Annotated in this window: 24 protein-coding genes; 15 read left to right on the top strand and 9 right to left on the bottom strand. The window is 70.2% G+C overall.

Annotated features, from left to right (window positions below):
* The first annotated feature begins 97 nt into the window (after nucleotides 1–97).
* Together BLS56_RS17795 and BLS56_RS30700 are read left to right on the top strand one after the other, a co-directional pair.
* Nucleotides 98–1,594, top strand: coding sequence for an FG-GAP-like repeat-containing protein (locus BLS56_RS17795; protein ID WP_091452019.1), 1,497 nt, complete (start codon nucleotides 98–100; stop codon nucleotides 1,592–1,594).
* A 274-nt stretch (nucleotides 1,595–1,868) separates the two neighbouring features.
* Nucleotides 1,869–2,207, top strand: coding sequence for a hypothetical protein (locus BLS56_RS30700; protein WP_139190789.1), 339 nt, complete (start codon nucleotides 1,869–1,871; stop codon nucleotides 2,205–2,207).
* Between the two features lie 223 nt (nucleotides 2,208–2,430).
* On the opposite strand, the gene BLS56_RS17790 is transcribed toward BLS56_RS30700, so the two are convergent.
* Genes BLS56_RS17790 through BLS56_RS17770 form a run of 5 tightly spaced genes read right to left on the bottom strand, consistent with a single transcriptional unit; the run spans nucleotide 2,431 to nucleotide 5,140 of the window.
* Complete coding sequence (locus BLS56_RS17790; protein WP_091452017.1) at nucleotides 2,431–3,426, bottom strand: aldo/keto reductase; 996 nt, start codon at nucleotides 3,424–3,426, stop codon at nucleotides 2,431–2,433.
* 19 nt (nucleotides 3,427–3,445) lie between these two features.
* Nucleotides 3,446–4,018: an aldo/keto reductase gene (locus BLS56_RS17785; protein WP_091452014.1), complete on the bottom strand. Its 573-nt coding sequence runs from the start codon at nucleotides 4,016–4,018 to the stop codon at nucleotides 3,446–3,448.
* 56 nt (nucleotides 4,019–4,074) lie between these two features.
* On the bottom strand, nucleotides 4,075–4,488 hold the full coding sequence (locus BLS56_RS17780) for a MerR family transcriptional regulator (RefSeq protein WP_091452011.1): 414 nt from the start codon (nucleotides 4,486–4,488) through the stop codon (nucleotides 4,075–4,077).
* 51 nt (nucleotides 4,489–4,539) lie between these two features.
* Nucleotides 4,540–4,923, bottom strand: coding sequence for a type II toxin-antitoxin system death-on-curing family toxin (locus BLS56_RS17775; protein ID WP_091452009.1), 384 nt, complete (start codon nucleotides 4,921–4,923; stop codon nucleotides 4,540–4,542).
* A 10-nt stretch (nucleotides 4,924–4,933) separates the two neighbouring features.
* On the bottom strand, nucleotides 4,934–5,140 hold the full coding sequence (locus tag BLS56_RS17770) for a ribbon-helix-helix domain-containing protein (RefSeq protein WP_091452006.1): 207 nt from the start codon (nucleotides 5,138–5,140) through the stop codon (nucleotides 4,934–4,936).
* Nucleotides 5,141–5,209: 69 nt separating this feature from the next.
* Here BLS56_RS17770 and BLS56_RS17765 point away from each other — a divergent pair, with 69 nt between their 5' ends.
* On the top strand, nucleotides 5,210–5,794 hold the full coding sequence (locus BLS56_RS17765; RefSeq protein WP_091452003.1) for a TetR/AcrR family transcriptional regulator: 585 nt from the start codon (nucleotides 5,210–5,212) through the stop codon (nucleotides 5,792–5,794).
* A 34-nt stretch (nucleotides 5,795–5,828) separates the two neighbouring features.
* Here BLS56_RS17765 and upp read toward each other — a convergent pair whose 3' ends face one another.
* Together upp and BLS56_RS17755 are read right to left on the bottom strand one after the other, a co-directional pair.
* Nucleotides 5,829–6,452 (bottom strand): uracil phosphoribosyltransferase, encoded by a 624-nt coding sequence (gene upp, locus BLS56_RS17760; RefSeq protein ID WP_091452002.1) that lies wholly within the window; start codon nucleotides 6,450–6,452, stop codon nucleotides 5,829–5,831.
* A 16-nt stretch (nucleotides 6,453–6,468) separates the two neighbouring features.
* Nucleotides 6,469–7,275: a methyltransferase domain-containing protein gene (locus BLS56_RS17755; RefSeq protein ID WP_091451999.1), complete on the bottom strand. Its 807-nt coding sequence runs from the start codon at nucleotides 7,273–7,275 to the stop codon at nucleotides 6,469–6,471.
* A 66-nt stretch (nucleotides 7,276–7,341) separates the two neighbouring features.
* Between BLS56_RS17755 and BLS56_RS17750 the strand changes: the two genes are divergently transcribed.
* The 10 genes from BLS56_RS17750 (at nucleotide 7,342) to BLS56_RS17705 (ending at nucleotide 17,520) form a co-directional block, all read left to right on the top strand.
* Nucleotides 7,342–7,965 (top strand): DUF1707 SHOCT-like domain-containing protein, encoded by a 624-nt coding sequence (locus tag BLS56_RS17750; protein WP_091451996.1) that lies wholly within the window; start codon nucleotides 7,342–7,344, stop codon nucleotides 7,963–7,965.
* A gap of 248 nt (nucleotides 7,966–8,213) precedes the next feature.
* Entirely contained in the window at nucleotides 8,214–9,635 is a 1,422-nt protein-coding gene (locus BLS56_RS17745) for a helix-turn-helix domain-containing protein (protein ID WP_175482900.1), read from the top strand.
* A gap of 45 nt (nucleotides 9,636–9,680) precedes the next feature.
* Complete coding sequence (deoC, locus tag BLS56_RS17740; protein WP_175482899.1) at nucleotides 9,681–10,643, top strand: deoxyribose-phosphate aldolase; 963 nt, start codon at nucleotides 9,681–9,683, stop codon at nucleotides 10,641–10,643.
* Nucleotides 10,644–12,074, top strand: coding sequence for an aldehyde dehydrogenase family protein (locus BLS56_RS17735; protein WP_091451990.1), 1,431 nt, complete (start codon nucleotides 10,644–10,646; stop codon nucleotides 12,072–12,074).
* Entirely contained in the window at nucleotides 12,067–12,933 is an 867-nt protein-coding gene (locus tag BLS56_RS17730) for an aldehyde dehydrogenase family protein (RefSeq protein ID WP_091451986.1), read from the top strand. Before BLS56_RS17735 ends, BLS56_RS17730 begins: the two co-directional genes overlap by 8 nt.
* Before the next feature lie 215 nt (nucleotides 12,934–13,148).
* On the top strand, nucleotides 13,149–13,490 hold the full coding sequence (locus BLS56_RS17725; RefSeq protein WP_091451983.1) for a hypothetical protein: 342 nt from the start codon (nucleotides 13,149–13,151) through the stop codon (nucleotides 13,488–13,490).
* Nucleotides 13,487–14,593, top strand: coding sequence for a C40 family peptidase (locus BLS56_RS32330; protein ID WP_228771726.1), 1,107 nt, complete (start codon nucleotides 13,487–13,489; stop codon nucleotides 14,591–14,593). The genes BLS56_RS17725 and BLS56_RS32330 overlap by 4 nt, the downstream gene beginning before the upstream one ends.
* Before the next feature lie 38 nt (nucleotides 14,594–14,631).
* On the top strand, nucleotides 14,632–15,054 hold the full coding sequence (locus BLS56_RS17715) for a YbaB/EbfC family nucleoid-associated protein (protein ID WP_091451981.1): 423 nt from the start codon (nucleotides 14,632–14,634) through the stop codon (nucleotides 15,052–15,054).
* A 595-nt stretch (nucleotides 15,055–15,649) separates the two neighbouring features.
* Nucleotides 15,650–16,177, top strand: a complete 528-nt coding sequence (locus BLS56_RS17710) for a YbaB/EbfC family nucleoid-associated protein (protein WP_091451979.1) — start codon at nucleotides 15,650–15,652, stop codon at nucleotides 16,175–16,177.
* 83 nt (nucleotides 16,178–16,260) lie between these two features.
* Nucleotides 16,261–17,520, top strand: a complete 1,260-nt coding sequence (locus BLS56_RS17705) for a primosomal protein (RefSeq protein ID WP_091451976.1) — start codon at nucleotides 16,261–16,263, stop codon at nucleotides 17,518–17,520.
* Between the two features lie 61 nt (nucleotides 17,521–17,581).
* Here the strand turns inward: BLS56_RS17705 and BLS56_RS17700 are convergent, their stop codons facing one another.
* A complete protein-coding gene (locus BLS56_RS17700; RefSeq protein WP_091451973.1) occupies nucleotides 17,582–18,685 on the bottom strand; it encodes an adenosine deaminase in 1,104 nt (367 codons plus the stop codon).
* A gap of 257 nt (nucleotides 18,686–18,942) precedes the next feature.
* Between BLS56_RS17700 and BLS56_RS17695 the strand changes: the two genes are divergently transcribed.
* A complete protein-coding gene (locus tag BLS56_RS17695) occupies nucleotides 18,943–20,199 on the top strand; it encodes an apolipoprotein A1/A4/E family protein (RefSeq protein ID WP_175482915.1) in 1,257 nt (418 codons plus the stop codon).
* Nucleotides 20,200–20,245: 46 nt separating this feature from the next.
* Here BLS56_RS17695 and BLS56_RS17690 read toward each other — a convergent pair whose 3' ends face one another.
* Nucleotides 20,246–21,001 (bottom strand): TioE family transcriptional regulator, encoded by a 756-nt coding sequence (locus tag BLS56_RS17690; RefSeq protein ID WP_091451968.1) that lies wholly within the window; start codon nucleotides 20,999–21,001, stop codon nucleotides 20,246–20,248.
* A gap of 76 nt (nucleotides 21,002–21,077) precedes the next feature.
* Between BLS56_RS17690 and BLS56_RS17685 the strand changes: the two genes are divergently transcribed.
* A complete protein-coding gene (locus BLS56_RS17685) occupies nucleotides 21,078–21,617 on the top strand; it encodes a putative immunity protein (protein ID WP_091452430.1) in 540 nt (179 codons plus the stop codon).
* Nucleotides 21,618–21,700: the final 83 nt, after the last annotated feature.

The raw sequence follows: 21,700 nt of genomic DNA, 5'->3' as shown, positions 1-21,700 counted from the left end.
CGCAGCGAAGGAGTGCGCCGGGATCGGAAACGGGCGCGGCGCGGGGAACGATGGGGCGGTCAGCGGCAGTTCACCGCCGAACTGGAGGTATTCCCCGATGACCACTCGTGTCCGAGTGCTGTCCGTGTTGGCTATCGCGGCCACGACGCTGGCCGTGACGGCTGTTCCGGCCTCGGCCGCGAACCCGATCACCTTCGCCCCGCGCGTCGACTACTCGACCGGGAACCACCCGGAAGCGGTGATCGACGCCGACCTCAACGGCGACGGCAAGACCGACCTGGTCACCGCGGACCGCTACCAGTGGGAACTCACGGTGCTGCTCGGCGCGGGCGCGGGCACGCTCGGCGCCCGCGCGTCGGTGTTCCCCGGCGAGGAACCCACCGGCCTGGCCGCGGCCGACTTCAACCGCGACGGCAAGACCGACGTCGCGGTCACCGTGGCGGGCGGCGTCTCGATCATGCCCGGCAACGGCGACGGCACGTTCGGCGTGCGCACCGTCTTCCCGGCCAGCGGCGGCGCAGAGGGCATCGCCGCTGGCGACGTCAACGGCGACGGCAAGGCCGACGCGGTGATCAGCAGGCCCACCGGGGTCACGGTGCTGCTTGGCGCGGGCGACGGCACGCTCGGCGCGGGCGTCGACTTCCCGGCGGGCGGTTACTCGCGCGGCGTGGTGCTGAGCGACCTGACCGGCGACGGCAAGACCGACATCGCGATCGGCGGCTTCTTCACCGGCGCCGTGTCCGTGCTCGCGGGCAACGGCGACGGCACGTTCGGCGCGGCCACCCAGTTCCCCACCGGCGCCAACCCGATCGACATCGCCGCGGGCGACTTCGACGGCGACGGCAAGACCGACCTGGCCACCGCCGACTACGGCGCGGGCACCGCCTCGGTCCTGCTCGGCGCGGGCGGCGGCGTGTTCGGCGCCCCCACCGCCCTGCCCATCGGCTTGAACCCGTTCGGCGTCGCGGTCGCCGACCTCGACCTCGACGGCGACCACGACCTGGCTGTGTCGGTGTCCGGCGCGGACTCCGTCGCGGTCCTCGGCAACGGCGACGGCACCTTCGTCCCCGCCGACTCCCTGGGCACCGGCACCACCCCCACCGAGGTCCACACCGGCGACGTCGACAACGACGGCCGCCCCGACCTGGTGACCACGAACCGGTTCTCCGACGGCATTTCCGTGCTGCTCAACCGCACCGTGCCGCCCGCGAGCGACCTGTCCGTCGGCATCAAGGCCACCCCGCGCCTGGGCCTGCTGGTGCCCGCGATCGAATACGCGATCACCGTCCGCAACGCGGGCCCCGACCCGCTGCGCACCGGCACCGTCACCGCGACCCTGCCCTCGCGCATGAAGGCGACGGCTCTGTCCGGCTGCACCGCGGCGGGCCAGACCGTGACCTGCCCCGTGGGCGCCCTCGCGGTCGGCGCGTCGACCACGAGGAAGTTCCAGGTTCCCGTGCACCTGCTGACCCTCGGCACTTACCACGTGACCGCCCAGCGCACCACCAGCGCCCCCGCCGACCCGAACACCGCCAACGACAAGGCGAAGGCGACCTGCTCGCTCATCGGCAACATCATCGTGAGCTGCCAATAACCGACGGCGATGGTCCGTCGCGGCGATGCCCCCACCGCGACGGACCATGCCTGCGTGTTCGCTTGATCCCTGGCGGTATCCACCGCGCATGACGACGTGAAATCGTTTATGAGTTCTTCTGTGGGGGAGAAACAAGACTGACCGCATCCGACTGCATCGACAGCCGCGTGCGGCCAATTATCCGCCTCCACACCGAGCGGAATTGGGAAGTCTTGATCTAAAGTCGAGGGACAAATTGAATAGATTCATTTTCGCCGGACTTGGACTTACCCTATTGACCTTCCTGTGGACATCCGGGTCAACCGCATCGGCCAACGAGCTGCCGAAACAGCCCACGGAGGTCACGGTGCAGGCGGTTTTTGTTCCAGTTCCACCCGAGTATGTGTACAACCCTTGCGACGTGGCCTACGACGGGATCACCCTCTTCGAGTGCGACCAGATCGCCGCGGTCTACCACGATGCCGTCGTCAACTTCGGCGATTCGGCACGTGGTCCGATTGTCACTGAGCGCGCTTCCCGGCCTGCGGTCGACAGTGCGATCCGGGAGCATGGAAACTGCTTTGGTAGCCGGTTTGCCACTGGTCGGCGCCTACCTCATAATGTAGGCTTTTGAGATCGGAAAAATCGGCCAGCCCACCGACATAGGTGGAGGGATTATGGTAATGGGCGGCGGAGCGTTGGCCGCACTGGGCGCCCTGAGTCTGGCCGGTAATATCGCCAAGAAGAAGCGCGACAAGTGAGAACGCCGAGCGCGACATGGCGAGTCTGGTCGCGTCGTCCGGAACCGTGGAAAAGCGCTCCTCCTGAGTCCCCGGAGGAGCGCTTTTCCGACATTGTCAGCCGTTGATGAGCTTCATGCCCTCCTCGTAGTAGCGGTCGCCCGCCACCGCGTCGGCGGGGACGGCGTTCTCGATGGCCTTGATGTCGGACTCGGAGAGGGTGACGCCCACGGCGGCGACGTTCTCGACCAGGTACTTGCGGCGCTTGGTGCCCGGGATCGGGACCACGTCGTCGCCCTGGTGCTGGACCCAGGCCAAGGCCAGTTGCCCCGGCGTGACGCCGCGCTCTTCGGCGAGTCGGCGCAGGGCCGCCACGATGGCGAGGTTCTTCTGGAGGTTCTCGCCAGCGAAGCGGGGCATTCCGACACCGCGGAAGTCGCCTTCCTCGAAATCGTCGGCGGAGGTGAACTTGCCGGTGAGGAAACCGCGGCCCAGCGGGGAGTACGGCACCAGGCCGATACCCAGTTCACGCGCCACCGGCAGGATTTCGGCCTCGATGTCGCGGCTCCACAGCGACCATTCGGTCTGCAGCGCGGTGATCGGGTGCACCGCGTGCGCGCGGCGCAGCGTTTCCGGGCCTGCCTCGGACAATCCGAGGTGGCGGACCTTGCCCTCGGCGACCAGTTCGGCCATCGCGCCGACGGTTTCCTCGATCGGGGTGTCCGGGTCGACGCGGTGCTGGTAGTACAGGTCGATGTGGTCGACGCCCAACCGGCGCAGCGACGCCTCGCACGCCTGCTTCACATACGGCGCGTCGCCGCGGATGCCGCGGGCGGTCGCGTCTTCCGGGTCGCGGACGACGGCGAACTTGGTGGCGATGACCGCGTCGTCGCGCCTGCCCTTGATGGCCTTGCCGAGCAGGATCTCGTTGGTGTGCGGACCATACATGTCCGCGGTGTCGAGCAGGGTGACACCCAGGTCCAGCGCGGCGTTGATGGTGGCGATCGATTCGTCGTCGTCGCGGGAGCCGTAGAAGTCGCTCATGCCCATGCAGCCAAGGCCCTGCGCGCCGACGGTCAACTCGCCGATGCGGCGGGTTTCCAGTGTGCTCATTGCTTTTTCTCCCCTTGTCCTAGTTCTCGACGGCCGCTATGTCCTCTTGCGACAGTCCAATACAGACAGTCGCGATGTTCTCCACCAAGTACGCGCGGCGCTTGGCGCCCGGAATCGGCACGACGTCCGACCCCTGCGCCCGCACCCACGCCAGAGCCAATCGGCCCGTGGTCACCCCGCGCTCAGCGGCCACGATCGCCCGGTTGGGGACCTTGCCCTCGGCGACCAGCCCCGCCATCGCGCCGACGGTTTCCTCGATCGGCGTGTCCGGGTCGACGCGGTGCCGGTAGCACAGGTCGATGTGGTCGACGCCCAACCGGCGCGGCGACGCGTCGCACGCCTGCCGCACATAGGCGGCGTCACCGCGGACGGTGAAGCCGCCGACCGGGTCGATACCCGTGATCCCGAACTTCGTGGCAGGCACGACCTCGTCGCGGCGGTCCGCGACGGCCCGGCCGACCAGCTCCTCGTTGTGGCCAACGCCGCAGATGTCGGCGGTGTCGACCAGGCCCACCCCCAGGTCGAGCGCCTGGCGCAGGGTGGCGGCCGCCTCGTCGGCGGCCGCGGCGCCGTAGCCCATGCTCATGGCCATGCGTCCCGGGCCCTGCGACCCGACGGTCAGCGGACCAGGCAGACGCTGGGGAAGGGTCACGCCGAGGCCTCCTGGGGGCGCGGTTCGGCGGCGATCAGGGTGGCGTAGTTGTCGATCTTGTAGTTGAGGACGTCCAGACAGGACCGCAGTTCCTCGATGCGGGCCAGCACGTCCTCGCGGTGGCGCTCCAGGATCCGCTTGCGCGGCCCGGCGGAGGCCAGGCCCTGGTGCCGCAGCCGGGCGTACTCGCGCATCAGCTTGATGGGCATACCGGTCGTGCGGAGCTTGGTGAGAAACCCCAGCCAGGCCAGGTCGTCGTCGGAGTAGGCCCGCCTGCCGCCGGAGTCCCGGGCGGGCGGGTCGATCAGTTGGATGCGTTCGTAGTACCGGAGCGTGTCGATCGACAGCCCACTGCGGTGGGCCGCCTCGGCGATCGCGTACGTCGTCGGCTGGGTCGTCGGCTGGGTCACGCTGTCGACGGTAGAAGCTGGAGTGCGCTCCAGGTCAACCCGAAAGCCGCGTCATGGTGACTTCGGCAGCGCCCAGGCCTGAAGATGCGCGGCCATCTTGGGCACCTCCACGGCGCCTTTGCCCACCTCGCGGACCACATCGAGCGCGTCGTCGGTGTCCGCGTCGATCCACCACCCGTTCAGGTCACACATCGTCACCGCGGCGACCCACCCCAACCGCCAGTTGCCCTCGGCCAGGGGACGAGTGCGCACGATCGAGTCGAGCAGCGCGGCGGCCTTGAGCCAGAGCGTGTCGTAGGCCTCCACCCCGAGCACCGTTGCCCGCGGCCGGTGCGCGGCGGAGTCGAGCAACCCCAGGTCGCGCACCACCAGGTCGCCCCCGGTCACGGCGGCGGCGAGGACGAGCAGGTCACTGGCGTCCAGGTAGGCGGTCACCCGTCGATGATCACACAGGGCCCAGACGGTCCAGCAGGGCCCGGTAGCGCGGCAGGACCCGGCCCAGCACCTCGCCAAGCTGCTCTTCCTTGTGCAGACGGGCCCAGCGGTCGGCGAGCGCCAACCGGAGGATCTCCTGCTTGGAACGCCCCTCGGCGACGGCGAGTTCGTCGAGCCGGGCGTTCTCCTCCTCGGTCAGCCGCAGAGTCATCGCCATAAAGGTCACGGTACCACCGCGATACCTTCGTAACGGCGTTACGGAACCTCGGGTGGTTAGACTGCCCAGGTGCCCAGGCCGAAGACCCACGACGAGGCGCTCCGGACGCGACTGCTCGACCGGGCCGGGGAACTGCTGTCCAGCGAGGGCGCCGCCGCCCTCAGCCTGCGCAAACTCGCCGCGGACGTCGGCACATCCACCACCGCCGTCTACTCCCTGTTCGGCGGCAAACCCGCCCTGGTCCGCGCGCTGTACATGGAAGCCTTCCGCCGCCTCGGCACCCGCCTCCAGGCAGTCCAACCCACCGGCGACCCCGCGGAAGACCTCACCCGCCTGGGCATCGCCTACCGCGACAGCGCCCTGGCCGACCCGCACCTGTACGGCATCATGTTCGGCGGCCACCCCGGCTTCGAGCCGGACGAGGAAGCCACCGCCCAAGCCCGAGCCGCCCTCGAACCTCTCCTGAACGTCATCGCGGCGGGCGCCCGCGCGGGCGTCTTCCCCGACACCACCCACACGATGGCCATGGGCTGCTGGGGCATCGTCCACGGCCTGGTCAGCCTCGAACTCTGCGGCAACCTGCCCCCGGACATGGACGTGGCCGCGACCTACGAACGCGCCCTGCGTGCCAACACGTCGGGTTGGCGACGCTGAACCCGCCTTAGTCTCGCGACGCGACGGCCAAGTGTCACACCGCCCCGTACTGCCGGTCACCCGCGTCGCCGAGGCCGGGGACGATGAAGCCCGAGTCGTTGAGGCGTTCGTCGATGCTGGCGGTGACCAGGCGGACCGGGAGACCGGAGGACGCGAGGTGTTCGATGCCCTCCGGGGCCGCCAGCGCGCAGATGGCGGTCACGTCGGTCGCGCCGCGGTCGGTCAGGAGTGTGATCGTGTAGGCCATGGAGCCGCCGGTCGCCAGCATGGGGTCGAGGACGAAGACCGGGCGGTTCGACAGGTCCTCGGGCAGGGACTCCATATACGGCGTCGGCCGCAGGGTCGTCTCGTCGCGGGCCAGGCCGACGAAACCCATTTGGGCGTCGGGGATGAGCTTGTGCGCCTGGTCGGCCATGCCCAGGCCGGCGCGCAGGACCGGCACCAGCAGCGGCGGGTTCGCCAGCCAGTGGCCGTCCGTGCGGGCGACGGGGGTGTGGATGCGTTCGACGCGCAGCGGGGCGGCGCGCATGGCCTCGTAGGTGAGCATCACGGTCAACTCGTGGAGTGCCGCCCGGAAGGTGGCGCTGTCGGTCCGGGCGTCGCGCATGACGGTGAGCCGGGCCTTGGCCAGCGGGTGGTCCACGGTGAGCACGTCCATGAGCGGACACGGTAGCTCAGCGGTGGGCCAGCACCGCGAACATCGTGACGGACATGTGGAAGTCGCCGACCCGGGCGCCTTCGGCGAGGTCGGCGATGAGGCGTTCGCGTTGTCCGGCGGTGATGGCGCCCGCGGCCAGGGCGCGGTCGGTGAGCATGGCGACCATCGGGCCCTCGATCACCTCGGGGCCCTGGAGCAGCGCCTGGGAGCCGATGTCGGTGACCCGCAGGCCCGCCGCGGTGAGCCAGCCCGCGAGCCTGCGGCCCGCGTACGGGTTGGCGACGTTGGCCAGCATCGTCTCGGTGATCGCGCGAATCACGGCTGGCTCGCCGGGGTGCATGATCGCGGTGGCCCAGTCGGTGTCGATGAGCACGACGCGGCCGCCGGGGCGGACGACGCGGGCGATCTCGGCGGCGGCGCGGTCGGGCTCGGCGAGGTGCTGGAAGACGCGTTCGCTGCGGACGGCGTCGAAGGTGTCGTCCGGGAAGGGCAGGTCGGTGGCCTCGCCGTGGACGAACCGGGCGGACGAGGCCGCCTGCGCCGCGCGCCGTTCGGCGACTTCCCGCATGGCCGGGTTGGGCTCGACGCCGACCGCGTCGCCGTCGGGGCCAACGGCCGCGGCCAGGGTCTGCGTCTCGGTGCCGGTGCCGGAGCCGACGTCGAGCACCCGCTCCCCCGGCTGCGCGGCCAGCGCCTGCCGTCCCCAGGCCCGCAGCCGCACGATCCCGGGCAGCCCGGCCTGCAGGTCTAGGACTTCGACCAGCGGGTCGATCGGCGTCGTGTCGATGCGGTCGCTGCGGAAGGACGGCACGCCTGAGGACATGCCGCCACGGTAGCCCGGTGCGGCGTCCAGTACTGCTGATCACCCGTTCGCGCTACTCTCGTGCCCGTGAGTGAGCAGCCCAGCATTCCCGGCCCGCATGAGATGCGGGTGTCCAACGCGGACCGCGAGCGGTTCGCGAAGGTGCTGCACGACGCGATGGCCGAGGGCAGGCTCACCCTGGGCGAGTTGGAGGAGCGGCTGGACCGGGTCTACGCCGCCAAGACCTTCGGCGACCTGGAACCGGTGGTCCGCGACCTCCCCGGCCACCAGATCACCCTGCAAGCCGCGGCGCCGAGCGCACCTGGCCGGGTAGGCGGCCGGGGCACCTCGTCAAGCGCGATCGCCATGCTGTCCGGCGCGGACCGCACCGGCGTCTGGACCATCCCCCCGACGTTCAACGCCGTCGCGTTCATGGGCGGCGTGAAGATCAACCTCATGGACGCCCGGTTCGAGGCGCGGGAGACGGTCATCAACGCGTACGCGCTGATGGGCGGCATCGACATCATCGTTCCCCCGGACGTGACCGTGTACGTCACCGGATCGGGAATCATGGGCGGTTTCAGCAACCGAAGCACCGAGGGCACCCCCGGTGGCCCGGTCCTGCGAATCACCGGCTTCGCCTTCTGGGGCGGCGTGGACGTGCGCACCCCGAAGCGGAGCAAGGGCCGCCGCAAGCACCTCGGCCACTGAGCCCGTCTTCGGGACGTCGCATCTGGCTGCTCGAACAGCGCCCGGCCTGGGTCCGTCGGAGTCGGTCGGTTACACACCTGGGTCGGCGGCGCCGACTCACCCCGGGAACAGCCACACCCGCCCGCAGCTAGCGCCTTCAGCACCGGATGTGATGGAGACGTGCGAAGTCGAACGCACGGGGTTGTCACACGCGTACGCTGAGTTATCCTGGTCAGGGCTCGTGCCAAGACGGCGAAAGCGTGCGTGAGATGCCTCGTGAACCCGAAGCGCTAGTTGCTCTGCGCAAACGTCTCGGCGAGCACCTTGCCGCGCTGCGGAAGGCGGCGAGCCTGACGCAAGAGCAGTTGGCGCGGCCCACGCACTACGACCGCACCACCGTGGCGCACCTGGAGAAGGGGCGGGGCCGCGCCGACGAAGAGTTCTGGGCGGTGGTTGACCGCATGGTCGGCGCGAACGGGGCGCTCATGGAGTCGTTCCGGGCACTGGAAGCGGCGCTGCAGGCCCACCGCGTCGAGGCCAGGGAAGCTGAGCTGGCGGAAGCCAGACGCAAGGCGATAAGTCTTCAGACGAGTCGACCGGAAACGCCGAACCCGATCACGGAAGCCGAAGAAATCCTTCGCGAATTGGCGGATATCATGAAACGACGCGGCCTGTTGCAGCTCTTGGGACTCACGGCGACAAGCGCCATCGCTCCGGCCATGTTCGGCAACCTCGACCCGGATGAACAGCTCCGCCTGGTAAGCGCGATCGCCGAACCGGAACGGGTGGACAAGCAGGTCATCGCCCATATCGAGACCATCTTGGAACACGCTCGCCAGAGCGACCGCCAGTTCGGCGCGCAGGCGGCACAGCACACCATCCTGGCCCAGATACAGACGTTGAGCGGCATGGTTTCGCGCTGCCCCGACCCGTTGCGGCCAAGCCTGTTGTCCGCGCTTGCCAACGCGCAGCTTATATCCGGTTGGCTGGCCTTCGACTTGGACGACCTGGACGGCGCTCGTCGCGGCTACGAGCAGGGACGGGAAACAGCCCATCAAGCTCAAGACGCTGCGCTGGCCGCGTTCGCGCTCACCCGCATGACATCCCTGCTCGTGCGAATGAACAAGCCCGCGATCGCCACGGACTATGGCGCCGCCGCAGCCACATGGGCGGCGCGTACGGACAACATCGTTGCCCGAGCCTATGCGTCGGACACCGCCGCTTGCGCTTTCGCCGCCGCAGGTGACGCCGATGGCGTGAGGCGAAATCTCGATGAGACCACAATGCGCCTTCCCCGATGCGGCGAACAGCCCCTACGTCCTATCTGGATCTACAATAAAGCGCTGCACACCTCCCGGCGAGGCGAATGCCTGCTGACCCTCGGCGAGACAAACGATGCTGTCCAGACGTTCAGTGGTGTGATTTCGTCCTATACGCAGAGTGCCGCTCTCGCCAATCCAAGAAGGTTCGCCTTCGACAAAATCCAGCTCAGCAAAGCCCATGTGGCGGCGGGTGACATCGATGAAGCCGCCCAAGTGCTGGGGAGCGTGCCGGAAGCACTGGGCAACAACCGCTCTGTGCGGTTCACCAAGCACGTGCGCGACGTCCGCAGGACGCTTGCGCCCTGGCAGGGCACGTCAGCCGTGCGGCAACTGGACGACCGGTTGCACGAGGCAGGCCTGGCGGGCTGAGCGTCAGCGCGGATCCGGCGGCTGAGCGGGCCTAGACTCGCCGGTATGGCCGAGTCCTCGATGAAGACGTCGACCCGAGAGTTCGCCGACGTCACCCGTGACGAGACCTCGTTGCGGCGGTTCCTGCACGGCCTGCCCGGGGTCGACGCGGTGGGGGTCGAGCAGCGCAGCGCCGGTCTCGGCACGCGCAGCATCAAGAAGGCCAGCAAGATGCACGCCATCGACCTGGCGATCTCGATGGTCGACCTGACGACCCTGGAGGGCGCCGACACGCCAGGCAAGGTCCGGTCGCTGTGCGCGAAGGCCCGCCGTCCCGATCCGGACCGACCGGAGGTGCCCAAGGTCGCGGCGGTCTGCGTCTACCCGGACATGGTCGAGACCGCCGTCGCCGAGGTGAGCGGCACCGGGGTCGGGGTGGCCAGTGTCGCCACCGCGTTCCCGTCGGGGCGGTCGAGCCTGCGGATCAAGATCGCGGACACGGAGTTCGCCGTCGAGGCGGGGGCCACCGAGATCGACATGGTGATCGACCGGGGCGCGTTCCTGTCCGGGCAGTACGGGCGGGTCTTCGACGAGATCCGCACGATCAAGGCCGCCTGCGGGAACGCGCGTCTCAAGGTCATCCTGGAGACCGGTGAGCTGGCCACCTACGACAACGTGCGGCGCGCGTCCTGGCTGGCGCTGCTCGCGGGCGGCGACTTCATCAAGACCTCCACCGGCAAGGTCTCCCCCGCCGCCACGCTCCCGGTGACGCACGTGATGCTCCAGGCCGTGCACGACTGGCACGCGGCGACCGGCGAACCGCGCGGCGTCAAGCCCGCCGGCGGTATCCGCACCACGAAAGACGCTATCCGCTACCTGGTCGCGGTAAACGAGGTCGCCGGGCCGCGGTGGCTCGACCCACGGCTGTTTCGTTTCGGCGCGTCAAGCCTGCTCAACGACCTCTTGATGCAGCGCCGCACCCAACTGGAGGGCCACTACAGCGGCCCGGATTACGTGACGGTGGACTAGATGACCTGGGAATACGCCCCCGCGCCCGAGTCGCGGGACATCGCGAACCTCAAAGCGAACTACCGGATGTTCCTCGACGGCGAGTTCGTCGAGGGCGCTGGCGAGCCGCTCAAGACCGTCAACCCGGCCACCGAGGAGGTGCTGGCCGAGGTCAGCACCGCGAGCCCGGCCGACGTCGACCGGGCCGTCAAGGCCGCCAAGCGCGCGCAGGACAGGGTGTGGGGGCGGATGCCCGGCGCGGAGCGCGCGAAGTACATCTTCCGGGTCGCGCGGATGATCGCCGAGCGCGCCCGTGAGCTCGCGGTGCTGGAAAGCCTGGACAACGGCAAACCGATCAAGGAGTCGCGCGACACCGACGTGCCGACGGCGGCGGCGCACTTCTTCTACCACGCGGGGTGGGCCGACAAGCTCGACCACGCGGGCTTCGGCCCCGACCCGCGCCCGGTCGGGGTGGCCGGGCAGGTGATTCCGTGGAACTTCCCGCTGCTGATGGCCGCGTGGAAAATCGCGCCCGCGTTGGCGTGCGGCAACACTGTCGTGCTCAAGCCAGCCGAGACGACTCCGCTTACCGCGTTGGTCTTAGCCGAAATCATCCAACAGGCAGAGCTACCGCCGGGCGTTGTGAACATTCTGCCCGGCGCGGGTGACATTGGCGCGGAGCTGGTAAACCACCCGGGCGTGAACAAGGTCGCGTTCACCGGCTCCACTGAGGTCGGCAAGATCATTCAGCGGTCGCTCGCGGGCACCGGCAAGAAGCTGACCCTGGAACTGGGCGGCAAAGCGGCGAACATCGTCTTCGACGACGCGCCGATAGACCAGGCTGTGGAAGGCATCGTCAACGGCATTTTCTTCAACCAGGGCCACGTGTGCTGCGCGGGCTCACGGCTGCTGGTGCAGGAGTCGGTGGCCGAAGAGGTGCTGGACAAGCTGCGCAAGCGCGTGGCGACGCTGCGGATCGGCGACCCGCTGGACAAGAACACCGACGTCGGCGCGATCAACTCCCGCGAGCAGCTTGCCAAGATCCAGGAACTGGTGGCCTCCGGCGAGGACGAGGGCGCGGTCCGCTGGACCAGCCCGTGCCCGGTGCCGGACAAGGGGTTCTTCTTCGCGCCCACGGTCTTCGCCAACGTCAGCCAGGCCATGCGGATCGCACGCGAAGAGATCTTCGGGCCGGTGCTGTCCGTGCTGACCTTCCGCACCCCGGACGAGGCCGTCGCCAAGGCCAACAACACCCCGTACGGCCTCTCGGCGGGCGTGTGGACCGAGAAGGGCTCCCGCATCCTGCTGATGGCCGACCGGCTGCGCGCGGGCGTGGTGTGGGCCAACACGTTCAACCGCTTCGACCCGACCGCCCCGTTCGGCGGCTACCAGGAGTCGGGCTTCGGCCGCGAGGGCGGCCGCGCCGGGCTGGAGGCGTACCTCGATGTCTGACCGCGTTACGGTAGCGAAGACCTACAAGCTCTATCTGGGCGGCGCTTTCCCGCGTTCCGAGTCCGGTCGCACGTACCCGGTGACCGACGCGCGCGGGAAGTTCCTCGCCAACGCCGCGCAGGCGTCCCGCAAAGACCTCCGCGAGGCGGTCGGCGCGGCCCGCAAGGGATTCGGCAAGTGGTCGGGGGCGACCGCGTACAACCGGGGGCAGGTGCTCTACCGGGTCGCGGAGGTCCTGGAGGGCAGGCGCGAGCAGTTCGCCGCCGAGGTCGCCGCCAGCGAGGGCGTGCCGCAGAAGCGGGCGCAGTCCCTTGTGGACACCGCGATCGACCGCTGGGTCTGGTACGCGGGGTGGACCGACAAGATCGCCACGGTCCTGGGCGCGGCGAATCCGGTGGCAGGCCCGTATTTCTCCTTCTCCGTGCCCGAGCCGACCGGGGTCGTCGGGGTGCTGGCGCCGCAGAGGTCGTCGCTGCTCGGCCTGGTCAGCGTCCTCGCGCCCGCGCTGGCCGCCGGGTGCGCCGCGGTCGTGGTGACCAGCCAGAACCGGCCGCTGCCCGCCATCACCCTGTCTGAGGTCCTGGCCACCTCCGACGTGCCCGCCGGAGTGGTCAACCTGCTCACCGGCCACACCGCGGAACTCGCGCCCTGGCTGGCCACGCACGCCGACGTCAACGCCCTCGATCTCACCGGGGCCCCGCCGGAGTTGCGGACGGACCTGGAACGGGCGGCCGCGGGCACGGTGAAGCGGGTTTTGCGGACGCCTGCCGAGGAACCGGACTGGACCGCCCGCCCGGACATCGCGCGCCTGCGCGCGGTCCTGGAGACCAAGACGGTGTGGCACCCGATGGGCGCCTGAAATCTTGTCGAGGGCACTGCCTTGTCGAGGGCACTGCCTGTCAAGGCGCTGCCTGTCAAGGGCGCTGCGAAACCTGTGGATGAATCCGGCGATTGTGGATAACTCGCCGCTTCCGCCCCGCCGCGCCCGAGCCGTGTCATAACCTGAAATCCGAACGCAGGGGAGCGATCGGAGCGGGGCGAACGTCCCAGTGCCGAACGTCAGGAGGGGAGCACATGACCGAGTCGGATGTCGGGGGCTACCGCGGCGAGGGCGATGCCTTCCGCGCGTACACGGCGGGGGTGAACCCGCTCGCCGAGCAGTTGCGCGGTGTGGCGGACAAGGATCTGCGCGGGCACGCCGAGTTCGGCGAGCACGCGTTCTCCAAAATCGGCAGCGAGGTCGGGCTCAGCCAGGCCATCCGCGCGGCGACACAGCGGCAGATGAGCCGCGTCCAGGGGCTCGCCGACAGTCTCGGCGGGACCGCCGACGCCGTGCGCAACACGTGGACCAACTTCGAGGGCACCGAGCAGGACGCCGAGCAGCGGCTGCGGCGCGCGGCGGGTGAGCTGGCATGACCGCACCCGTGCGGGACCTGCTGGACCCGATGATCCAGCCCGCCGCCACCGCGCAGCGGCACCTCGCCACCGACGACAACGCCATCGACGGGATCAGCCAGGCGCACGCCGGGGTGGCCACCACGCTCACGACCGTCGGCTACGACGCGACCAGCCACGCCAGCGGCCTGCGCGAGGGCTGGACCGGGCAGGGCGCGGTCCGCCACGAGCAGGACGTCACCGCCCAGAACGCGGTGAGCACCGAGCTGAGCCAGTACAGCGCCGAGGTGCAGCAGGCGGTCCGGGAAGCGGGCGACATCCTCAAGGTCGGCCAGAAGGTCAACCAGGACCAGATCGACGACTTCAACCGCAAGGCCGCCGAACTCCTGCAGGCCGCGGCCGCGCTGCGGCAGGCGGGCGACCCGGCGGGCGCGCAGCAGAAGCTGACCGAGCTGGCCCAGTACGCCGCCCAGCTCACCGGTGACACCTCGACCAACCTCGAAACCGTGATGACCCAGCTCAGCGGGGTAGTCACCAAGCTCACCGGCGGCGACGCGGGCTCGACATCGACGGCGGGCGCGGCGAGCCCGCCACCGGCGGCCTACAACGACCGCCAGGGCGGTGGCGGCGGCGGCGGAAGTGGGGGCGGCGGCGGAGGTGGCGGCGGTGGCGGTGGCGTGGCCACCAAGCGCAGGCTGCCGATGGCCATCCCGCCGCAGCCCGGCACGGGCGTCGCGGTCAACCTGCCCGACGGCAGCACTGTCCAGGCCCCGAACGAGACGGCCGCGCGCGCGGTCCGGGCGGCGCTGAGCCAGCTCGGCGTCCCGTACGTCTGGGGCGGCACCACGCCCGGCGCCGGGCTCGACTGCAGCGGCCTGACCCAGTACGCCTACGGCGAGGGCGGCCTGGAGATCCCGCGCACGTCCCGCGAGCAGGACATCGGGGCGGAGGTGCCCTCAGCCGACCAGCTGCTTCCGGGCGACCTGGTCTGCTGGGAGGGCCACGTGGCGATGTACATCGGCAACGGCCAGATCGTGGAGGCGGGCGACCCGGTCCAGGTCGGGCCGCTGCGCACCACCAACTCGGGGATGCCGTTCGTCGGCTTCTACCGACCCACCGGCTGAGCCTGCGGCACACTGTCGCCTGAACGAAAGGTGGGGGCGTGGAGATCGACATCGAGCACGAGCTCGACACGGTGGCACAGCGGGTCGAACGGACCCGCGCGGAGGCCGAGCAACGCGCGCAGCGGGTCGGGCCGATCACCGGCAAGGCCATGAGCGGCGACGGCGCGATCAGCGTCGAGGTGCGTCCCGGTGGCCTGCTGTCCGAGGTGAAGCTGACCCCGGCGGCGCTGTCCAGCGGCTCCGACGCGCTGGCGGCGCAGATCATGGCCCTGGCCGACCGCGCCACCCGCCGGGCCGGGGCGAGCATGTACCAGACCCTGGCCCCGGTCCTCGGCCCCGCGGGCGAGAAGCACCTCACCTCCCTGGGCTACGAGCCCACCGACGAGGACGACGAAGACGAGGCCTTCGACAGCCCCCTGGGCCCCCTCGCCCCCAGAGGCGGACGGCGGCTGCCCCGATGACCCCCGCCCGCCACCCCCTCCACGCCCAAGTCCCCACCCGGCCGCGCCAGCCCGCGAACCCGCTCCGGCCGCCCTGGTCGCCCCAACCAGCAACGGCGTCCGACCCAGCCACGCCGACCCAACGAGCCACGCCGACCCAACGAGCCACAGCGCCCCGGCCCGCCAGGGCATCCCGTCCGGCTAGCGCACCCCGACCAGCCACGGCGCGCCGGCCCGCCAGGGCGCCCGGGACAACCACGGCGACCGGGCCTGCCGCTGGGGCGGTGGCGCGGGCGGGCGGCCTGGTCACGACCTCTGGATCGCCCTGTCTGGCCGGGAACACTGGCGGCCGCGCGTCTGAAGGTCTGCCGACTGCAGGCCCGCCAGGCGGGCAGGCCGCCACCACACCCCACAGCCCAGGCAGCCCGGGCCTCGACCCACCCGGCGAGCGGCAGCCCGCCCCCGGCTCGGAGCCGTCTCCGCCGGTCGGTGATTATCCCGGCCGGAACGGGGAAAGCTGCCGTCGTCGGCGCGGCCGATCGGCTCGCCGCCCGCGGGGCCGGGGCGCCTGCCCCGTTCTCGTCCAGTCCACCCACCGCACACCGAAAGCGGCCAGATGACAGACCGTCAGCCGTTGGAGCGCAGCACCCGCCAACTCATCGAGGACGGCCGGGCGCGGCAGGAGGCGCTCGCCGACATCGACACCGTGCTGCGGAACGTGCAGGGCACGGCGTATGACAACCACGGCAGTGTGCGGGTCACCGTGGACGGGCGCGGGAAGCTGGTCGACCTGTGGTTACGCCAGGACGCCGTGCGGTGGGGCGCCGACCAGTTGGGCAGGCTCATCGTCATGGTCGCGCAAGCGGCGATGGACGAGGCGACGCAGGCCGGGTACAACAAGCTGGCCCCGCTGCTCGGGGACAACATGACCTACGCCATCGAGCTGATCTCCGGCCGGGCCGCTCCAGCCCGCGCGGGGGCGGGCTCGGGGATCACCGCGGAAGAGTTTCAGCGCAGGCGCGACGAGCGGATGCGCAAGGCCGACGGGGCGGGGGAAAGCGCCCGTGGGCCCGTGGAGGATGATGGCTTCGACCCCGACGACCCGCTCTCGTTCGACCTGTCATCCCTACGTTCCGACAGGTGATCCGTACCCCGTAGGCTGCCGACGCGTCGCGCTTGTTCGCGCGAGCACGTACGTCGGTGGCTGCGCGACCAGGAGGACCTCCAATGGCCCAGGACATCGTCCCGATCGAACTCGGGCTGCCGAAGGGTGACCTTGTCACGCTGTGGGCTCCCCGGTGGCGGGAAGACGGCGAGGAATGGGAGGCGTTCCTCGGACACGAGGACGACCTCTACGCCTTCCCCGACGCCGCGCATCTCGCGGCGTTCGTCCGCACGACAGAAGAGCACGACCTGTCCGACCACCCCGCGTGGCACCTGGTGCCCGCGCTGTCGGTGGCCGAGCTGATGCCCGACGAGGCGCACCAGTACGACCTGGTGGGCGTGCCGGAGCTGGCCGCGGAGGAACCGGACACCTGGACGGTCGGCGAGCTGGCCGACATCGTGGCGATCGTGCGCGCCCTCGCCGACGTGTGCGAGCTGGACGAGGTGCACGACGTGCTCAACTCCGCCGACGGGTTCGCCGTGCTGGAGCAGGGCACGTTCCCGTTCACCGGGCGCGACGGCGAGCGGCTGTGGACCGACCTGGCCGAGACGATCTCCGAGCGCTGGGACGAGGTGCTCGACGCGCTGGACTCGGTCGTGGCGACCCCGGACGTCGACGAGGTCGCGTTGGAGAAGAGCGCCGAGGAGCTCGTGGCCTTCCACGCCGAGGCCGCCGAAGCCGCCGCCGACGACGACCTCGACGCGGCCGACGACGCGGAAGAGGACGACACGGAAGAGGCCGACACGGAAGAGGCCGAGGCGGCCCCGGCGGGCTTCTGGGCCGAGGTCGGCATCGACCCCATCAAGATCATCACCGACGGGGCCGAGTACTACACGCTGCGCTGCTACCTCGATGACGAGCCGGTCTTCCTCGGGGCCGACGGCAAGATCGACGTCGCCACCTCGGCGCGCGGCCTGGCCAAGTTCCTGGCGAACGAAGACCTCTCCGAGAACGACCTCGCCGAGGTGTCCACCTGGGGCGAGGTCGCGACCAAGGCCACCGACGGCAGCCTCGACCTCGACGTCGACACCGACAACACCTACGTCCTGCAGGGCCTCGGCGACGACCTCGCCGAGGGCGTCGACGCCGTGGACCCGGTCCAGCTCGACCTCGCGGTGGAGCTGCTGACCGACGCCGCCGACTGGGCGGGCGACGAGAGCGTCGCCGAGGCGCTGGGCCAGTCGGAGAGCCTGGGCTGGCTGGTGAGCTTCATCCTCGCCCCCGACCCGACCCGGATGGCGCCCAGCGCGCCGTTCGACACCGAGGCCGCGGTCTGGCACAAGCTGGTCCAGAACCTCGAAGACCGCCTGGTCGTCCACTAGCTCCTAGGTGGGGCCGCCGCCGAGCCGGGCTCGGCGGCGGCCGCCGCCGGGGTGCGAGCCACTAGGGCGAGATCAGGCGGGCGTAGCCGGGCTTGATCACGTCCTCGATGATCGCCAGCCGTTCCTCGAAGCCGATGAACGCCGACTTCATGGCGTTGATCGTGAACCACCGCAGGTCCTCCCAGCCGTAGCCGAACGCCTCGACCAGGGCGGCGAGTTCGCTGGACACCGTGCAGCCGCTCATCAGCCGGTTGTCGGTGTTCACCGTCACCCGGAACCGCAGCCGGGTCAGCAGCCCGATCGGGTGCTCGGCGATCGAGGCCGCCGCGCCGGTCTGCAGGTTCGACGTCGGGCACATCTCCAGCGGGATGCGGCGGTCGCGCACATAACTGGCCAGCCGCCCGAGGTGCACCGTCCCGTCGCCTGCGACCTTGATGTCGTCCACGATGCGGACGCCGTGGCCGAGCCGTTCCGCCCCGCAGTGCTGCAACGCTTCCCAGATGGAGGGAAGGCCGAACGCCTCACCGGCGTGGATGGTGAAATGCGCGTTCTGTTGGCGCAAATATTCGAACGCGTCGAGGTTGCGGGTCGGCGGGAACCCGGCCTCCGGCCCGGCGATGTCGAAGCCGACGACGCCCGCGTCGCGGTGGCGGACCGCCAGTTCGGCGATCTCCAGCGAGCGCGCGTTCTGTCGCATCGCGCACAGCAGGGTCCCGATCCGGATCGTGCGCCCCGCCTCGGCGGCGCGGCGCTCGCCCGCCCGGAACCCGGCCTGCACGGCCTCCACGATCGCGTCGAGGCTCATGCCCCGTTCGGTGAACAACTCCGGCGCGTAGCGGACCTCGGCATAGACGACCCCGTCCGCCGCTAGATCTTCCGCGCACTCGGCGGCCACCCGGACGAGGGCGTCCTCGTCCTGCATGACACCGCACGTGTGCGCGAAGGTCTCCAGGTAGCGCACCAGGGAGCCGGAGTCGGCCGACTCGCGGAACCACGCGCCGAGATCGTCGGCGTCGGTGGTCGGGAGGTCGCGGTAGCCCGCGGCCTCGGCGAGGTCGATGACCGTGGCGGGCCGCAGGCCGCCGTCGAGGTGGTCGTGCAGGAGGACTTTGGGGGCGCTGAGGATGGCGGCCGGGGTCACCGGCGCCGATGCGGACGTCGACATGCGGACACGGTACTCACCCTGACACCACTCATTCGGGTAGCCAAAAGCTCACGTAAGGTGTGGCGCGAGGCGCGGCATCCGCTGGAGGGGTGTCCGCCGAATGGTCCAATCGTCCGTGTCAACACCGACGAACTAGCTACGGGTGGTGTATGGACGCCTTCTGGGACTGGCTAGGCTCCCCTTCATCTCCACATCCCCTCACCAGGACGAAGGTCACCTCCGTGAACGAAAACAACCCCACGGTGTCGTTCGACCGGATGCGCAACATGCTCACGCGCGCGGCCGAGATCCGTGAGAGTGAACAGCAGCAGATCTTCGACGCTCTGGACGAGATCCACGCCAGGCTGTCGCCGCTGGAGTCCATCGGGTCGGTGCGCAAGCGCCTGTCCGAGATGCCCGACCGCACCGAGGTGAGCGTGCTCGCCGAGCGGTTGGACGAAGCGATGTCCAAGCTGGAGGCGCAGGACACCGCGATCGCCGCCATCGGCCGCGCGGTGGAAAGCATCGTGGACAAGTTGGCCACCCCGTTCGCCCAGCTCGACGGCCGTCTCGACGGTGTCGCGGGGCGCTTCGAGGGCGTGGCGGGCCGGATGGACGGCCTGGAGGACAAGCTGTCGAGCATCCACCGTCGCATCGACGAGCTGGACAGCCACCTGGACAAGCAGGACGGCAAGATCGACCTGGTGCCCGGCTCGGTCCACGGTCCGGTGCGCGAGCGCATCGAGATCATGGAGACCGCGCTGCGCGGCCGCCTGGACGAGGTGGACGAGGGCGTGCACGAGCACCTCGACGGCACCAAGGACGCCCTGGCGCGCGTGGTCGGCGAGACCACCGACGCGGTCCAGGGCAAGGTCGCCGCCGTGCACGGCGCGGTCAGCGACTCCACGAACGCGCTGCACGGCCGCTTCACCGAGACCTCGGACTCGCTGCACGGCAAGCTCGACACCGTCGCGTCGGCCATCGCCGCCACCCGCGACGCCCTCGGCTCCTCGGTCGGCGAGTCCCGCGAGGCCGTCCACGCCAAGCTGGACGAGGCGACCGACGCCCTGCGCGACGCGCTGCGCGAGACCAAGGAGACCGTCGACGCCAGCGACCGGCTGGAGTTCCTGGCCGAGCGCCTGGAGAAGGTCACCGCCCGCCTGGACGAGATGGCGACCCGCCTGGACACGGTCGAGGACGGTTTCACCGCCAAGCTGGGCGACCTCGGCGCCGCGGTCGAGCGCGGCCTGAGCAAGGTCGAGGGCACCCTGTCCAACCGCCCCGACTCGGAGTCGGTCGAGACCCTGGTCCGCCGGGGCAACGACGAGTCGGTCCGCCGCATCGGCGGCCACCTGGACGAGGCCATGGCCACCTTCGCCGAACTCATGCTCGGCGGCGGCCAGCCCACCCCGCCCCCGCCGACCACCCTCCCCCGGCAGGGCAACCGCCGCCGTACCAACGGCAAGGGCCCCAAGTCCGCCGACAAGGTGCGCGACGACAACCCCGAGGACAACGACATCGCCGCGGGCGCCTGACCGCTCGCTCGGCAACCGGTAGGGCTATCTCCGCACGGAGGTAGCCCTACTGCTTTTCGGGGCCAGGGGTCACTCCGATGTGCGGATCGGGATCAGGCAGGCAGTCAAGATAGGCGTGCAGCGCGGCGGCGCCGGCGAGCATCGCGCGACCGCGGGCCGCGAGCCGGGCGCGCCAGTCGTGGAGAGTCGACTCCAGCGGCACGATGCCGCCTGCGGAGCGGACTTGGGCGATCAGCGGGGCGATCTGCTCCAGCAGGTAGCCGCCCCTTCTGAGCTGGTGGACCAGTTGCGCGTCGCGCACGTCGGCCGGGCTGTAGACGCGGTATCCCGTCCCCGGGTCGCGGCGCGGCTGAACCAGTCCCGCCCGCTCCCACTTGCGCAGGGTGGCGGGCCGGACCCCAAGCCTTCGGGACAGCGGGCCGACGAACACGTCCCCGCGTTCCTGCCGCACGGGACTGAGATCGCGGAGCGCCGCTTCGACGGCATGGAGGGTGCCGCGGTCGCCGAGAAGCTGGGCGTGGCTCGCATCGATGATCCCGAGCGCGGCCTCGGTCGCCCCCTGGTTGACCGCCCGCATGATCGAGGTGGCCACCTGGTGACCGTGTCCGGGCACGAGGGCGAGGAACGCCCGCAGGGCCTGCGCGTGCGGCGGCGTGTAGGTGCGGTAACCGTGCCGGGTGCGTTCGGCGGCCGGAAGGATGCCAGCCGCCTCGTAGTTCCTGATCGCCTGCGCGGACAACCCGTGCTCACGCGCGAGATCAACCGGCCGGAGCCGCCCACTGCCTTGAAGGTTTCGCCGCACTACCCTGCCAACATCGCCGGAAAGTCCCCACCGCGGGTTCAACGATACCGTTGACGAAGTGCCTGACGAGAACCTGATGATCGACCTCAGCATGGCCGAGCTACGCGAGATCACCGCCTACGCGGTGGCCTGCGCGGAACCCGCGTTGACGATCTACGAGCGCATCCGCCCACTCGACCACCGCCCACGATCCGCGATCAACGCCGCGCGGGCATTCGCCAACGGCGCCAACAGAACCAAGGCGATCCGCGATAGCGCGTGGGCAGCCCACCGGGCATACCAGGAAACCCGAGACGCAGGCCAAACAGCGGCAAGCGAAGCCGCCCGCGCGGCCGTCGCCACAGCAGGCACACCATTCCTACACCCCATAGCCAAGGCGACCCAGGTCCGGCACATCCTCGGCCCGGCAGCCCACACAGCCAGAGCCTGCGAACTCGACGCGGACGACAACCCCGACGTCGGCGCCAACTACATCAGGAAGGCAACGGACCTAGCCACCCCCACCGTGACAAACGTCCTCACCCGCTACCCCAACGCCCCAAGCACCCGCAACCGGGTAGGACAGCTACTGCGAGACCTGGACACAGCCTTGCGACACCCACCAACCGCCCGCTAACCGCACCCGAACCTGCCAGGTGCTCGATGAGTTGGAGCAGCCAACCTGCCCTCCTGCCAGGCCGACAAGCGCCCGCCCCATCG

It is taken from the genome of Actinokineospora iranica (genome assembly GCF_900101685.1).
Taxonomy (GTDB): domain Bacteria; phylum Actinomycetota; class Actinomycetes; order Mycobacteriales; family Pseudonocardiaceae; genus Actinokineospora; species Actinokineospora iranica.
This window is presented reverse-complemented; position numbering and strand designations above follow the sequence as displayed.